Source organism: Micromonospora sp. CPCC 206171, from assembly GCF_036906755.1.
GTDB classification, from domain to species: Bacteria; Actinomycetota; Actinomycetes; order Mycobacteriales; family Micromonosporaceae; genus Micromonospora; species Micromonospora purpureochromogenes.
Window position 1 is genome coordinate 16,854 of record NZ_JBAKHT010000030.1, and the last position, 14,542, is coordinate 31,395.

16 protein-coding genes are annotated in these 14,542 nt (G+C 74.2%); 8 read left to right on the plus strand and 8 right to left on the minus strand.

The window, feature by feature from the left end; all coding sequences use genetic code 11:
• Positions 1-66 precede the first annotated feature (66 nt).
• Both V6U89_RS25855 and V6U89_RS25860 read right to left on the minus strand, forming a co-directional pair.
• Positions 67-711: an HAD family hydrolase gene (locus V6U89_RS25855; protein WP_334574475.1), complete on the minus strand. Its 645-nt coding sequence runs from the start codon at positions 709-711 to the stop codon at positions 67-69.
• A gap of 59 nt (positions 712-770) precedes the next feature.
• Entirely contained in the window at positions 771-1,643 is an 873-nt protein-coding gene (locus V6U89_RS25860; RefSeq protein ID WP_334574477.1) for a carbon-nitrogen hydrolase family protein, read from the minus strand.
• A 105-nt stretch (positions 1,644-1,748) separates the two neighbouring features.
• Here V6U89_RS25860 and V6U89_RS25865 point away from each other — a divergent pair, with 105 nt between their 5' ends.
• From V6U89_RS25865 to mug, 6 genes are all read left to right on the plus strand, one after another.
• The gene (locus V6U89_RS25865; protein ID WP_334574480.1) at positions 1,749-2,321 is read left to right on the plus strand and encodes a TetR/AcrR family transcriptional regulator; all 573 of its coding nucleotides are present in this window, start codon (positions 1,749-1,751) and stop codon (positions 2,319-2,321) included.
• 108 nt (positions 2,322-2,429) lie between these two features.
• Positions 2,430-3,332 (plus strand): TIGR04222 domain-containing membrane protein, encoded by a 903-nt coding sequence (locus V6U89_RS25870; protein WP_334574545.1) that lies wholly within the window; start codon positions 2,430-2,432, stop codon positions 3,330-3,332.
• Positions 3,329-4,147, plus strand: coding sequence for a DUF692 domain-containing protein (locus V6U89_RS25875; RefSeq protein WP_334574481.1), 819 nt, complete (start codon positions 3,329-3,331; stop codon positions 4,145-4,147). Before V6U89_RS25870 ends, V6U89_RS25875 begins: the two co-directional genes overlap by 4 nt.
• The gene (locus V6U89_RS25880) at positions 4,144-4,629 is read left to right on the plus strand and encodes a hypothetical protein (protein WP_334574483.1); all 486 of its coding nucleotides are present in this window, start codon (positions 4,144-4,146) and stop codon (positions 4,627-4,629) included. The genes V6U89_RS25875 and V6U89_RS25880 overlap by 4 nt, the downstream gene beginning before the upstream one ends.
• A 48-nt stretch (positions 4,630-4,677) precedes the next feature.
• Positions 4,678-5,439 (plus strand): SDR family oxidoreductase, encoded by a 762-nt coding sequence (locus V6U89_RS25885; protein WP_334574485.1) that lies wholly within the window; start codon positions 4,678-4,680, stop codon positions 5,437-5,439.
• On the plus strand, positions 5,436-6,239 hold the full coding sequence (gene mug, locus V6U89_RS30270) for a G/U mismatch-specific DNA glycosylase (protein WP_442933988.1): 804 nt from the start codon (positions 5,436-5,438) through the stop codon (positions 6,237-6,239). The genes V6U89_RS25885 and mug overlap by 4 nt, the downstream gene beginning before the upstream one ends.
• A 33-nt stretch (positions 6,240-6,272) precedes the next feature.
• On the opposite strand, the gene V6U89_RS25895 is transcribed toward mug, so the two are convergent.
• From V6U89_RS25895 to V6U89_RS25905, 3 genes are all read right to left on the minus strand, one after another.
• Positions 6,273-8,252: an ABC transporter ATP-binding protein gene (locus tag V6U89_RS25895; RefSeq protein ID WP_334574548.1), complete on the minus strand. Its 1,980-nt coding sequence runs from the start codon at positions 8,250-8,252 to the stop codon at positions 6,273-6,275.
• A 114-nt stretch (positions 8,253-8,366) separates the two neighbouring features.
• Positions 8,367-9,134 carry an enoyl-CoA hydratase/isomerase family protein gene (locus V6U89_RS25900; RefSeq protein ID WP_334574487.1) on the minus strand — a complete coding sequence of 256 codons (768 nt, stop codon included), beginning with the start codon at positions 9,132-9,134 and terminating at the stop codon, positions 8,367-8,369.
• Positions 9,135-9,180: 46 nt separating this feature from the next.
• Positions 9,181-9,408 (minus strand): helix-turn-helix domain-containing protein, encoded by a 228-nt coding sequence (locus tag V6U89_RS25905; RefSeq protein ID WP_007462679.1) that lies wholly within the window; start codon positions 9,406-9,408, stop codon positions 9,181-9,183.
• A gap of 209 nt (positions 9,409-9,617) precedes the next feature.
• On the opposite strand from V6U89_RS25905, the gene V6U89_RS25910 reads away from it, so the two are divergent.
• Positions 9,618-10,220 (plus strand): cadmium resistance transporter, encoded by a 603-nt coding sequence (locus V6U89_RS25910; RefSeq protein WP_334574489.1) that lies wholly within the window; start codon positions 9,618-9,620, stop codon positions 10,218-10,220.
• A gap of 23 nt (positions 10,221-10,243) precedes the next feature.
• Here V6U89_RS25910 and V6U89_RS25915 read toward each other — a convergent pair whose 3' ends face one another.
• Positions 10,244-11,848, minus strand: coding sequence for an ABC-F family ATP-binding cassette domain-containing protein (locus tag V6U89_RS25915; RefSeq protein ID WP_334574491.1), 1,605 nt, complete (start codon positions 11,846-11,848; stop codon positions 10,244-10,246).
• A gap of 244 nt (positions 11,849-12,092) precedes the next feature.
• On the opposite strand from V6U89_RS25915, the gene ypfJ reads away from it, so the two are divergent.
• Positions 12,093-13,004: a KPN_02809 family neutral zinc metallopeptidase gene (ypfJ, locus tag V6U89_RS25920; RefSeq protein ID WP_334574550.1), complete on the plus strand. Its 912-nt coding sequence runs from the start codon at positions 12,093-12,095 to the stop codon at positions 13,002-13,004.
• A gap of 114 nt (positions 13,005-13,118) precedes the next feature.
• Here ypfJ and V6U89_RS25925 read toward each other — a convergent pair whose 3' ends face one another.
• The gene (locus tag V6U89_RS25925; protein WP_334574493.1) at positions 13,119-13,805 is read right to left on the minus strand and encodes a TMEM175 family protein; all 687 of its coding nucleotides are present in this window, start codon (positions 13,803-13,805) and stop codon (positions 13,119-13,121) included.
• Positions 13,806-13,862: 57 nt separating this feature from the next.
• The gene (locus V6U89_RS25930) at positions 13,863-14,522 is read right to left on the minus strand and encodes an acVLRF1 family peptidyl-tRNA hydrolase (RefSeq protein ID WP_334574495.1); all 660 of its coding nucleotides are present in this window, start codon (positions 14,520-14,522) and stop codon (positions 13,863-13,865) included.
• Positions 14,523-14,542 lie beyond the last annotated feature (20 nt).

The following is a 14,542-nucleotide window of genomic DNA, read 5'->3' on the forward strand; positions in this document are numbered from 1 at the left end:
CCATGCTGACCGCCGCCCGAGCCGGCGGCAACCGAATTACCGGATCCCGCCCGGGCCGCCCCTGCCTCAGGCCGCGAGCACCGTGGCGACGGCCGCGATCAGCGAGTCGACGGTGCGGGTCGGGGCGAACCGGTTGTCCGGCCAGGTACGCCCCCGGTGCAACCAGACGCTGGGCAGGCCGACGGCGGCCGCCCCGCCGATGTCCGCCTCCGGGCTGTCCCCCACCACCCACGCCCCGCGCAGCGGCATCCGGGCCCGCTGGGCGGCCAGCGCGAAGATCCGCGGGTTGGGCTTGCTGACCCCGGCCTCCTCCGAGATCACCCAGTCGGCGACGTACCGGTCCAGCCCGGTCTGCCGGATCTTGGCGTCCTGCTGGCGGACCGAGCCGTTGGTGACGACCACCGGCACCCAGCCGGCGTCGTCGGCGATCCGCAGCGCGCAGGCGACCAGCGGGTCGAGGCGGGTGTTCGCCACCACCCCGTCGTGCAGTTCCTCGACCAGGTCGATCGAGGGGATGCGCAGCGCGTACCGGTCGCGGATGGCGTCGGCGACGTCCCACCGGTCGGTGAGCCCGTCGGCGTCGATGGAGAGCAACCAGTCGATGTCGGTGTGGGGCGCGCCGATGCTGTCCAGGAACCGCTCACCCCAGGCGCGGAACGGCCCCGCCCGGTCGAGCAGGGTGTTGTCCAGGTCGAGCAGGAGCAGCGGCACGCGGGCACCTTACGGGAGAGGGGTCGCCGTCGACATGGCCGGGCGGGCGGCGACGTCCGTCAGGCCGGCAGCGCCGTTCGGGGGAGCCCCTGGTCGGCGGGCCGGTCGGTGAGCATCGAGTGGGCCGAGCGGGTGGCCGCCAGCGCGGCCGGGTCCAGGGTGGCGACCAGCACGGCCTCACCGTCGTCGGCGCCGCGCACCAGCGGCCGCCCCTCCGGGTCGTAGACCGCCGCGCCACCGTTGAACCGCCACGGGTCGGCGCCTCCGACGGCGTTGGCGAAGACGACGTACATGGTGTTGTCCAGGGCCCGGGCGGCGTAGTAGAGGTCGCGCCGGTGCGCCGAGCCGGCGAGGTAGCCACTCGGGCAGAGGTAGCCGTGCGCGCCGTCGGCCGCGGCGGCCCGGGCGTGCTCCGGGAAGCACCCGTCGTAGCAGATGCCCAGCCCGAGCCGCCAGTCGTCGACCAGCAGGGTGGCACCCCGCCGGCCGGCGTCGAACAGCTCCCGCTCGCCACCCCAGAGCTGCTGCTTGTCGTACCCGACCCGGATCGCGCCGGTCGGGTCGGCGACCAGGGCGGAGATGGTCCGGCGGCCGTCCGGGTGGCGGACCGCGGCGCCGACGACCAGGGTGATCCGGTTGTCGCGGGCGGCGGCCCGCAGCGGGTCGAGCCGGGGGTCGTCAACCGCGCCGTCGCCGGTCGCGGCCACGTCCGTGCCGGCCGGATCGGCGGCCAGCGTCGGCGGATGGTACGCCGGCAGGAACAGCTCCGGCAGCACGGCGACCCGGGCGCCGGCACCGGCGGCCCGGACGGCCAGGCCGGCGGCGACCCGCGCGTTGCCGGGCACGTCGCCGGGGACCGGGTCGGCCTGCACGGCGGCGACGGTCAGCGGGGCGGACGGAACGGGGGCGGAGGCGACCGGGGGCGTCGTCACCCGCCGATCCTAACCGGATCGCCCCGGCCGGCCCGTCCCACCACGCAAGATCCCAAGCCGTACGTACGGTTTGCGTAACGGAGGGTCAGCTGGGACGATCGACCCGTGCCCAGAGTAAGTCAGGACCAGCTCGACGCGCGCCGACAGGAGATCCTCGCCGCGGCGCGAGCCTGTTTCGCCCGGCACGGCTACGAGGGCGCCACCGTGCGCCGGCTGGAGGAGGCCACCGGGCTGTCCCGGGGCGCCATCTTCCACCACTTCCGCGACAAGGACTCGCTCTTCCTCGCCGTGGCCGAGGACGACGCGGCGGCCATGGTGGAGACCGTTGCCCGCAACGGCCTCGTCCAGGTCATGCGGGACCTGCTGGCCCGGGCGGTCTCCCCCGACACCACCGGCTGGCTGGGCAGCCAGCTGGAGGTCTCCCGCCGGCTGCGCACCGACCCGGCGTTCGCCCGCCGCTGGGCCGAGCGCTCGGCCGCCATCGCCGAGGCCACCCGGGACCGGCTGGTCCGGCAGCGGGAGGCCGGAGTGCTGCGCGAGGACGTCCCGATCGACGTGCTGGCCCAGTTCCTGGAGCTGGCGTACGACGGCCTGGTGCTGCACCTGGCGATGGGCCGGCCGGCCGGCGACCTGGGCCCCGTGCTGGACCTGGTCGAGGAGGCCGTGCGCCGGCGCTGACCGCCGGACGTATCGGCTTGGTAACTCGGCCAGCACGACGGTCGGCGCGTGGCGGCCCTGCTCCACAATGAGGCCGCGATCCCCTCGCGTGACAGGAGCAGAGCCATGATGCTGGCGGCCGACACCTGGGGCATTTCGGGCCCGACGTTCCTCCGGTTCTATCTGCTGGCGGCCCTGGTGGTCGTCGTCGGCTCGATCGTCTACCGGTCCCGGATCCTCGCCGGGCAGCCGGCGGTCGGGGCCGGCCAGCTCGGGCCGCAGCAGGTCGCGTACCTCAACGGCGGCGACCAGCTCGCGATCTGGACGGCGCTGGGCGGCCTGCGCGGCTGCGGTGCGGTCGGGGTGCGCCCCGACCGGCGGCTCACCACCGGCGGCCCGCTGCCCAGCGGCCTCACCCCGCTGGACCAGGCGGTTCTCCACGCCGCCCGGAACGGTCTGCACACCCGGGAGCTGGCCCGCGAACAGCGGGTGTCCCGCGCCCTCACCGAGCTGCGCGAGGGCCTGCAACGACAGGGCCTGGCGCTGGACCCCGAGCAGCGTGGCGCGGCGCGTCGGGGCGCGTGGCTGGTGCTCGCGCTGATGGCGCTCGGCGCGGCCCGGATCGCCGCCGGGCTGGCCAATGGCCGAGCGGTCGGGTTCCTGCTGCTCGCCGTCCTCGCCCTGATCGTTCCGCTGGTGCTGCTCTCCCGGGTGCCGTGGCGTACCCGGGCGGCCGACGCCGCGGTGCGCGAGCTGCGCCGGAGCAACAGCCACCTCGCCCCCGCCTCCGCACCCGCCTACGCCACCTACGGCGCGGCCGGTGCGGCCATGGGGGTGGCGCTGTTCGGCACCGCCTCGCTCTGGGCCCTGGACCCGGGCTTCGCCGAGCAGGCCGAGATCCAGCGGCAGGCGCTGAACAGCAGCGGCGGCAGTGGCGGCTCCTGCGGCGGCGGCAGTTCCTGCGGTGGCGGCGGCAGCTCCTGCGGCGGCGGTGGCGGGTGCGGCGGCGGCGGCGGTGGGTGCGGCGGATGACCGGTCCGAGCGGCGTGGGCATCGGCTGGCGGCCAGAGATCGCCGGGTTCGTCGCCGAACTGCCCGGGCTGCGCTTCGTCGAGGTGGTGGCCGAGTCGGTCCCGTCGACCGGCCCGCTCCCGCCGGGGCTGGCCGAGCTGCGCGGGCGCGACGTCACGGTCGTACCGCACGGGGTGCGGCTCTCCCTCGGCGGCGCGGAACCGGTCGACCCGGCCCGGGTGGCCCACCTGGCCCGGGTCGCCGAACTCCTCGACGCGCCGCTGGTCAGCGAGCACATCGCGTTCGTCCGGGCCGGCGGCCTGGAGGCCGGCCACCTGCTGCCGCTGCCACGCAGCCGGGAGGCGGTGGCCGCGATGGTGGCCAACGTCCGACGGGCGCAGGCGCAGCTGCCGGTGCCGATCGCGCTGGAGCCGATCGCCGCGCTCTTCGACTGGCCCGACGACGAGCTGGACGAGGCGGACTTCCTCACCGAGATCCTGGACGCCACCGGGGCGACGCTGCTGCTCGACGTCGCCAACCTGCACGCCAACGCCTGCAACCGGGGCGGCGACCCGCTCGCCCTGCTCGACCGGCTCCCGCTGGACCGGGTCGCCTACGTGCACGTGGCCGGGGGTGCCGAGCGGGGCGGCTTCTACCACGACACGCACACCGACCCGGTGCCGCCGGAGGTGCTCGACCTGGTCGGCGCGCTCTGCGCCCGCCGCCGGCCCCCGGCGCTGCTGCTGGAACGCGACGGGCACTACCCGCCCGCGCCCGCCCTGCGGGCCGAGCTGGACGCGCTCGCCGCCGCCTCCGGATTCCCGGTGGTCACGTGAGCGACCGGACGGTGCCCGGTCCGCCCGGCGGAGCGCCGGGCGGCGAACTGGGCGCCCGGCAGGCGGCGCTGGTGGCGGCGCTGGTCGCCGGGGCGCCCCTCCCGGCCGGCTTCGCGCCCGGGCCGGTGCGGGCCGCCCGGGTCGCCCTGCTCGGCAAGCGGGCCGGCGAGGTGGCCCGGCACTGGCCGCTGCTCGCCGCCGCCCTCGGCGACGCCTGGTGGGACACCTTCCGCGAGTGGGCGGCCGAACGCCCCACCAACGGCTCGCTGCGCGACGGCTGGGACCTGGCCCGCAGCCTGCGCGAGCGGGGCACGCTGCCCCCGCTCGGCGCGGAGGAGCTGGCCGTCCGCGAGGCGGGCAGCCGCTACGACGGGCACCACCCGCCGCGATCCCGCCGGCTGCCGGCCGTCGCCCGCGCCGGCGGCGCCGTCGCGGTGCAGCTCGCCGGTCGGGTACGCCTGCTGCGCCCCGTCCGGCGCTGACCGCCCCACCCGGTGCGTCCGGTAGCCGGGTACGGCAGGATCGGCGGCATGGATCTCGGACTCACCGACCGGGTGTACGTGCTGACCGGCGCCTCCCGGGGCCTGGGCTTCGCCACCGCCGAGTGCCTCGTGGCCGACGGTGCGCGGGTCGTCCTCTCCGCCCGCGCCCCGGAGCGCGTCGCCGAGGCCGTCGAGCGGCTCGGCGGTCCCCGGCACGCCATCGGGCTCACCGCCGACCTGGCCGACCCGGAGACGCCGCAGCGGCTCGTGGTGGCGGCGCGGGAGCACTTCGGCCGGCTGGACGGCGCGCTGGTCTCGGTCGGCGGCCCGCCCCGGGGCACCGCCGCCCAGGTGACCGACGAGCAGTGGCGGCAGTCCTTCGAGACGGTCTTCCTCGGCAGCGTCCGCGCCGCCCGTACGGTGGCCGGCGCGCTCACCGACGGCGGCGCGATCGGGTTGGTGCTCTCCACCTCGGCCCGCGGCCCGGTCCCGGGCCTCGGCATCTCCAACGGCCTGCGCCCCGGCCTGGCCGGGGTGGCCAAGGACATGGCCGACGAGTACGGCCCGCGCGGCGTGCGCGTGCTCGGCCTGCTGCCCGGACGGATCATGACCGACCGCAACCGGGAACTCTTCGCCGCCACCGGGGACGCCGAGGCGGCCCGGGCCGAGGCGGAGGCCGGCATCCCGCTGCGCCGGATCGGCGACCCGACGGAGTTCGGGCGGGTCGCCGCGTTCCTGCTCTCCCCCGCCGCGAGCTACGTCACCGGGGTCACCGTGCCGGTCGACGGCGGCGCGCTGCGCGGCCTGTGAGCCCCGCCGACCGCGCCGACGACCCGGCCGGTTCCCGCCCGGGTCGGCCGGTCGCCCGGGCCGGGTCCGGGCCACGGGGCTCCCAGTCCGGCCGGCGGCCGGGGCCGCCGTCCGGCCGGCCGCCCGCCGGGGCACCGCCCGGGGCCGCCGACGCGACGCTGGGGACCGCCGCCGCGGCCGGGGGACCGCCCGACGCGACGCCGGAAACCGCCAACGCGGCTCGGGGATCGTCAGGCGGGACACGGGGAGCCGCCGGCGGCCGGCCCACGAAGGACGAGCTGGCGGCCGCGGCCGACCGGACCATTCCGGACCTGATCGCGCCCGGGCTGGACGTGCTCTTCGTCGGCATCAACCCCGGGCTCTGGTCGGCGGCCACCGGCTGGCACTTCGCCCGACCCGGCAACCGCTTCTGGCCGGCGCTGCACCGGGGCGGCTTCACCCCGCGCCAGCTGCACCCGAGCGAACAGGACCAGCTCCCCGGCCTCGGCCTGGGCATCACCAACATGGTGGCCCGGGCCAGCGCCCGCGCCGACGAACTGACCCCGGCGGAGCTGGTGGCCGGGGCGGAGATCCTGACCGGCAAGGTCGCCCACTACCGGCCGGCCTGGGTGGCGGTGGTCGGGGTGACCGCGTACCGGATCGGGTTCGCCCGGCCGAAGGCCGGTTTCGGCCCGCAGCCGGAGACGCTGGCCGGGGCCCGGCTCTGGGTGCTGCCGAACCCGAGCGGCCTGAACGCGCACTTCACCCCGGAGACGCTCGGGGCGGCCTTCGGAGAGCTGCGGGCGGCCGTCGCCGGCTAGTGGCCCGTCGCCGGGCTGGTGGCCCGTCGCCGGCTAGTTGGCCGCCGCCGGCGGCAGCGCCTCGTGGGCGACGTACGTGCCCAGCGGCACCGTGGTGATCACCGGCTCGGGCTCCGTCGCCGCGTACGGCGCCGGCGAGTCGGCGACCGCGAACTGGGTGCGGTACAGCTCGGCGTAGAGCCCGCCGACCGCGACCAGCTCCTCGTGCCGGCCCCGCTCCACGATCCGGCCGTCGTCGAGGACCAGGATCTGGTCGGCGTCGCGGACCGTGGAGAGCCGGTGCGCGATGACCAGCGCGGTACGCCCGGTCAGCGCGACCGCCAGCGCCCGCTGCACCGCGGCCTCGCTCTCCGAGTCCAGGTGGGCGGTGGCCTCGTCGAGGATCACGATCGACGGCGCCTTGAGCAGCAGCCGGGCGATGGCGATGCGCTGCTTCTCGCCGCCGGAGAAGCGGTAGCCGCGCTCACCGACCATCGTCTCCAGCCCCTCGGGCAGCGCCCGGACCAGGTCGGCGACCTGCGCGCCGGCCAGCGCCGCCCAGATCTCGTCGTCGGTGGCGTCCGGCTTGGCGTAGCGCAGGTTCTCGGCGATCGTCTCGTGGAACAGGTGCGAGTCCTGGGTGACCACGCCGATCTCGTCGCGCAGCGAGGCGAGGGTGGCGTCGCGGACGTCCACGCCGCCGACGCGCACCTCGCCGTCGGTGACGTCGTAGATCCGGGAGATCAGCATCGACAGCGTCGACTTGCCGGCGCCGGAGGGCCCGACCAGGGCCACCATCTGACCGGGCTCGACGGTGAACGACACGCCCTTGAGCACCGGCTCGTTGACCGTACGGTCCAGGGTGGCGACCTCCTCCAGCGAGGCCAGCGACACCTCGGCGGCGGCCGGGTAGCGGAACCGCACGTCGCGGAACTCGACCCGCCCGTTGCCGCGCGGCACCGGCACCGCGTCCGGCTTCTCCTCGATGCCGGGGCGCAGGTCCAGCACCTCGAAGACCCGGTCGAAGGAGACCAGCGCGCTCATCACGTCCACCCGGACGTTGGACAGCGCGGTCAGCGGGCCGTAGAGGCGGGTGAGCAGCAGCGCGAGGGTGACCACGGTGCCGGCGCTGACCGCACCGGTGACCGCGAGCCAACCGCCGAGCCCGTAGGTCAGCGCCTGGGCCAGCGAGGCGACCAGCAGCATCGCCACAAAGAACGTCCGCGAGTACATGGCCGACTGGATGCCGATGTCGCGGACCCGCTCGGCCCGGCCGGCGAAGCGGCGGGCCTCGATCTCGGGCGAGCCGAAGAGCTTGACCAGCAGGGCCCCGGCCACGCCGAACCGCTCGGTCATCGTCGCGTTCATCTTGGCGTCGAGGTTGTACGACTCCCGGGTGATCTCGGCCAGCCGCTTCCCGACCCGCCGGGCCGGGATGATGAAGATCGGCAGCAGGATCAGCGAGAGCGTGGTGATCTGCCAGGAGAGGGTGAACATCACGCCGGCGGTCAGCACCAGCTGGATGACGTTGCTGACCACCCCGGAGAGGGTGGAGGTGAACGCCCGCTGGGCGCCCATCACGTCGTTGTTGAGCCGGCTGACCAGGGCGCCGGTCTGGGTCCGGGTGAAGAACTGCAACGGCATCCGCTGCACGTGGTCGTAGACCCGGGTGCGCAGGTCGAGGATGATCCCCTCGCCGATCCGGGCGGAGTACCAGCGCTGGGCGAGGGAGAAGAGGGCGTCGGCGACCGCCAGCGCGGCGATCACCAGCGCCAGGCGGACCACGGTCGCCCCGGCCTCGGCGCCGCCCCGGGTGATGGCGTTGATGACCTTTCCGGCCAGCACCGGGGTGGCCACCCCGATGATCGCGGCGATCACCACGGTGACCAGGAAGACGACGATGTCCCGCCGGTACGGCTCCGCGAAGGCCACGATCCGCCGGGCGGTGCCGCGCTTGAGCCGGTGCGCGGAGACCTCGTCGCTGCTGCGCATCGACCGGAGCATGCTCCACCCGGCCATGCCCCCACCGGACATCGGGTTGGACATCGGTCACCTCCGGGATCTGCGGCAGCGCGCACCGTCGGGTTCGATTCTCCCGACGACTACGACAACCTCAGTAGTAACCCGGATCTTCCCGAACGGTCCTTACTATTCTCCCCGTCCGGCGAGATCGCGCAGGCGGCGGGTCTGCGCCTCCCGCTCGGCGCGCTGCTGGTCGGCGTGCGAGCGACCGGCCGCGCCGGCGAGCAACGCCTTGATCTCGACCACCGCGTCGCGGTTGTTGGCCAGCAGCCCGGCGGCGAGGTCCCGTACCGCGCCGTCCAGGTCGGCGGGGGGCACCACCAGCGTGGCCAGCCCGATCCGGTCCGCCTCGGCGGCGTCCATCCGCCGGCCGGTCGCGCAGATCTCCAGGGCGCGCGAATATCCGACCAGCTCGACGAGGCGCTTCGTCCCGGCGAGGTCAGGCACCAGGCCCAGCGTCACCTCGGCCATGGAGAGCTTGGCGTCCTCGGCGAGCACCCGGAGGTCGCAGGCGAGCGCCAGCTGGAAGCCGGCGCCGATGGCGTGCCCCTGCACGGCCGCCACGGAGATCACGTCGGGGCGGTGCAGCCAGCTGAAGCCGCCCTGGAACTCGGCGATCCGGTCGGCGCACTCCTGCTCGGGCAGGGTCGCCAGCTCGGCGAACGAACCCGGCCCGGACGCGCCGGCCACCGACAGGTCGAGGCCGGCGGAGAAGGACCGCCCCTCGCCGCGCACCACGACGACACGTACGTCGCCGGGGAGATCCCGCGAGAAGTCGCTCATCGCGCGCCACATCGCCGGGGTCTGCGCGTTGAGCACGTCGGGCCGGCACAACGTCACCGTCGCCACCGGCCCGTCGCAGTCGAGTCGTACCCCGGTCGTCTCGGCGGTCACCGGACGGCCCGGACCACGACGCTGATGGACGACGCTGGTGGGCGGGTCACGCCTTCTTGCGGCGCCGGGCGCCGCCGCGCTGCCGCAGCTGGACGCCGGACTCGGTGAGCACCCGGTGGATGAACCCGTAGGAACGTCCGGTCGAGGCCGCGAGCGCGCGGATGCTCTCACCCGAGGTGTACCGCTTTACCAGGTCCTTGGCGAGCGTCTGACGCTCGGCTCCGACGATCCGGCGACCCTTCTCAGTGCTGGTGGCTGTGCCAGTGGCTGCCATGCTGATTCCTCACGTCCCAGACTGTGCGGTTCGGATACGGTCCCACCTATTAGACCGCCTCGAACGATCATGCGCCAGATATCAACTCTTCGCCAACCGACACGCTATGCAATGTCAGCTTCCCGATAGAGTGATCCTTCCGACCGGCCCGCAGGACGTGCGCGCCTGGGCCGTTCAGAGCCCGCCCGGCGGCCCGTACCCTGCCCGGCGTGACCGACCTCTTCGCCGCCGCGGCCGGCGCGGCCCTGGTGTTCGCCGCGACCAACGTGGACGACATCGTCGTGCTCACCGTGCTCTTCGTGGCCGCCCGCGCCACCGGCCGACCCCTACCCTGGCGGATCGTGGCGGGCCAGTACCTGGGCATCGGCGCGCTGGCCGCGACCGCGCTGGTGGTCGCGGCGGGGCTGCTCGTGGTGCCCGACCCGTGGACCGGCCTGCTCGGCCTGCTGCCGATCGGTCTCGGAATCCGGGCCCTGCTGGCACACACCGACGACGAGGCGCCCCCGGCGGTGGTCGGCGGTGCGCTCGGGGTGGCCGGCGTGACCATGGCCAACGGCGCGGACAACATCGCCGTCTACGTGCCGGTGTTCCGCTCCCTGGAGCCGGCGGCCGGGCTGGTCTGGCTGGTGGTCTTCGCCGCCCTGGTGGCGCTCTGGTGCGCGGTCGCGACCGTACTGGGCGGGCATCCCCGGGTGGTCCGGCTGGTCGGCCGGGCCGGCCACTGGCTGGTACCGGCGATCTTCGTCGGCGTCGGCCTGGTCATCCTGGTCACCTCCGGCGTGCTGACCCGCCTGGCCGACCTAACCACCTGAGCCCCCCACCGGGCGCAGCCCCGTCAGGCCAGTTCGACCAGTTCGAGCAGGTCGTCGCTCCAGGCGTCCTCGTCGCCGTCGGGGAGCAGGATCGCGCGGTCGGGCTTGAGCGCCAGCACCGCGCCGGGGTCGTGGGTGACCAGCACGATCGCGCCCGGGTAGTTGGCGATGGCGTCGAGCACCTGCTCCCGGCTGACCGGGTCGAGGTTGTTGGTCGGCTCGTCCAGCAGCAGCACGTTGGCCCCGGAGCAGACCAGGGTGGAGAGGGCGAGCCGGGTCTTCTCGCCGCCGGAGAGCACCCCGGCCGGCTTGTCCACGTCATCCCCGGAGAAGAGGAAGGCACCGAGGATCTTGCGCAGGTCGGTGTCGGACTGCTCGATGGCGGCGGCGCGCATGTTCTCCAGCACGGTCCGCTCGACGTCCAGGGTCTCGTGCTCCTGGGCGTAGTAGCCCAGCCGCAGGCCGTGCCCGGCGTGCACCTCGCCGGTGTCCGGCGTGAGCAGGCCGCCGAGCATCCGCAGCAGGGTGGTCTTGCCGGCGCCGTTGAGCCCGAGGATGGCGACCCGGGAACCCCGGTCCACCGCGACGTTCACGTCGGTGAAGATCTCCAGCGAGCCGTACGACTTGGAGAGGCCGGTCGCGGTCAGCGGGGTCTTGCCGCACGGTGCCGGCGTGGGGAAGCGCACCTTCGCCACCTTGTCGGAGACGCGTACCTCCTCCAGGCCGGAGATCAGCTTCTCGGCGCGGCGGGCCATGTTCTGCGCGGCGACGGTCTTGGTGGCCTTGGCCCGCATCTTGTCGGCCTGGGCCATCAGGGCGCCGGCCTTCTTCTCGGCGTTGGCCCGTTCCCGGCGGCGGCGCCGCTCGTCGGTCTCCCGCGCCTCCAGGTACGCCTTCCAGCCCAGGTTGTAGACGTCGACCACCGAGCGGGTGGCGTCGAGGAACCACACCTTGTTGACCACCGACTCCAGCAGCGCGCCGTCGTGGGAGATGACGATCAGGCCGCCCTTGTGGTTGGCGAGGAAGTTGCGCAACCAGGTGATCGAGTCGGCGTCGAGGTGGTTGGTGGGCTCGTCGAGCAGCAGGATGCCGCCGCCGTTCTCGCCGGCGTCGCGGAACAGGATCCGGGCCAGCTCGATGCGGCGGCGCTGGCCGCCGGAGAGGGTGCCGATGGTCTGGGCGAGCGCCCGGTCGGGCAGCCCGAGGTTGGCGCAGATCCGGGCCGCCTCGGCCTCGGCGGCGTACCCGCCGAGGGCGGCGAACTGGTCCTCCAGCGCGCCGTAGCGGCGGACCAGTTTGTCGTCGGCGTCCTCGGCGAGCTTCTCCTCGAGCTCCTTCATCTGCGCCATCAGCACGTCCAGCCCGCGGGCGGAGAGCACCCGGTCCCGCCCGGTGACCTCCAGGTCGCCGGTACGCGGGTCCTGCGGCAGGTAGCCGATCGCGCTGCGCCGGTCGATCTGGCCGGCGTACGGCTGCCCCTCCCCCGCCAGCACCTTCAGCGTGGTGGTCTTGCCGGCGCCGTTGCGGCCCACCAGGCCGATCCGGTCACCCGGCTGCACCCGCAGGGTGGTGTCGGACAGCAGGATCCGGGCGCCGGCACGCAGCTCCAGGCCGGTGGCAGTGATCATTTTCCGGTACTCGCTCTCGGGGTCTGGAAGGGCTGACTCAGGGCACGCGAAACGGCCGGCGGGCCCGATGGACCGTCGGCGCGGGGCGGTTCAGCCTTCGCAGAGCAGCACGAGCCAAGTGTACCGGGCCGGCTTCGGCGCCCCGCCCGGATTACCGAGCAAGATCATCGGGTACCGAAACGCCGTCCGGACCCGGTCCGGTACCGCAACCACCAAACGTGATGAATCGGTGATCGGGGTCAACATGGAGCTGAACGAGAACGCGCAGATCGACACCAGTCAGGTGGACGATCGGCGAGGGTCCGGCGGGGGCGGCGGGATGGGTATTCCCATCCCGATCGGCGGCGGTCGCGGAGGAATCGTCGGCATCATCATCGCCGTACTGGTCGCGCTGGTCGGCGGCGGCTTCGGACTGAACGCCGCGACCAACGGCGGCGGTGAGCAGGGCGACAACACGTCGCTGCAGCAGAAGTGCTCGGCCGACGACGCGCTCCAGCAGCTGGACTGCCGCAACACCGCCTACGTCAACTCGATCCAGGCCTACTGGCAGGCCGCGCTACCGGAGAAGTTCGGCGAGCAGTACCGGCCGTCGAAGACGGTCTTCTTCAGCCAGGGCGTGAACACCGGCTGCGGCCAGGCCGACTCCGGCGTGGGCCCGTTCTACTGCCCGGCCGACGACCTGGTCTACATCGACCTGACCTTCTACCGGGTGCTGGCCGACCAGCTCGGCGCGGAGGGCGAGTTCGCCCAGCCGTACGTGCTCGCCCACGAGTACGGCCACCACGTGCAGGACCTGCTCGGCACCGAGGCGCAGATGCGCCGCCAGCAGCAGCGCGACCCGGACAACGCCAACGCGCTGTCGGTGAAGCTGGAGCTCCAGGCCGACTGCTACGCAGGCGCCTGGGCGAAGAACGCCACCGGCACCGCCGACGCGAAGGGCCAGAAGATCTTCAAGAGCGTCAGCGAGCAGGACATCGCGCAGGCGATCGACACCGCCGAGAAGATCGGCGACGACGCCATCTCGGAGCGGGCGAACCGCCCGGTGAACCCCGAGGAGTTCACCCACGGCTCCTCGGCGCAGCGCAAGGAGTGGTTCAGCCGCGGCTACGACAGCGGCGACCCGAAGTCCTGCGACACCTTCGGCGGCAGCCGCTGAGCGCCCCGGTCCGAGGTGCCCGGCGGCGGCCGGTGGGTTCCCCACCCACCGGCCGCCGTGGCGTTTCCGGGTCACCGGTTCCGGCCGCGGCCGGCCAGGACGGCTGTCGTCGAGTCAGGTTCGCCGTCGACCCGGCAGCCGCCGGTGACCGCGCCGCCTGAGCCCCTGGCTCGTGACGGCGTGGTAGATGATCATGACGATGATCCCGATCAGGCCGGCTACCGGGTTGACGAACCAGCCGACTGCGGCGCTGCCGCCGTAGAGGATCACGCCGGTGACGGGCCGGGCCCGCTGGGCGTGGAGGTACTCGATGGAGATGTCGGGTGCCCGCAGTGCGGGGTGGCGTTCCAGGTAGGCGAAGAAGGCCAGCCAGGGTACCGACATCAGCGCGGCGGACAGTGCGTACAGGACCACCGCCACCCGCTGGTCGGCGGCGCCCGCATGGGTGAATGCCGACGCGAGCACCGCGGTGGGAAACGGGATGATCACGGCGCCGAGCAGGAGGGCGAGGTTGATCCAGTTGAGTGCGAGGTTCGTCCGGCCGACCAGGAGCAGCAGCGCGTGGTGGTTCAGCCAGAGCACGCCGATGTAGACGAACGAGATCACGAAGGCGAGGTAGGCGGCCTTCTCGTGCAGTAGGGCGTCGAGCAGCCCACCGGATTCGTACGCCGGTGGGCGAAGTTCCAGCACCAGGAGGGTGATGACGATCGCGAAGACCCCGTCGCTGAACGCCGTCATCCGGTCGGTCTCGGTCGTCCTCGTGCCCTGCGCCGGCGGCACGGCCCCCTCGCGTGCGGCCATGTCCGCAGGCTAGCGGCCGGCACGCGACGAGTTGGCCACGCCACACCGAGCAGCGGTTCAGGCGGCGTCGGGTGCGGCGTCGCGGACCAGGATCCGCACCGCGCGGGCCGCGGCGATCGCGGCGACCAACACCGCGTGCCGGGGCTCGGGGACGTCGAGCAGCCGCTCGGCCCGCAGCGCGGCGAGCGGGGCCAGCCGCCGGTCGGCGAGCACGGTGTCGACGGCCCGCCGGTCACCGCCGCAGACCAGCGCGCGCAGCGTCGCCGCCTCCGGCAGCAGCAGCCGTACGGCCAGCTCGGCCGCGTCGCCGAGGGCCGCCTTCGCCTGGTTGTCCCGCCGCCGGGCGAAGCGCTGCTGTGACCACCCGCCCGCCGCGGTACGGCCCTGCACGTAGCGGGTGTCCACCTTGGAGACCGCCAGCTCCTCCCCCACCGCGACGCCGACCGCCACCGCGCCCTTGCGGGCCAGCAACAGGCCGATCCGGCGCGGCTCGGCCGCGGCAGCCACGAATTCGGGTACGTCGTGAGTGGCCGGCGCCCCGGGCGGGGTGTGCAGCTGGGCGGTCGCGCCGTCCGGGGCGGCGAGCAGCAGGCCGTACCCGGTCAGGGTGGTGGTGGGCGGGCCGTGCCGGTCGGCGAAGCCCTCGACCCAGCGGGCGACGCGGGTCGGGTCGACCTCGACCCACCGGCCACCCCCGGCTGCGGGTCGACTGGTCATGGCCGAACGGTACCGAATTG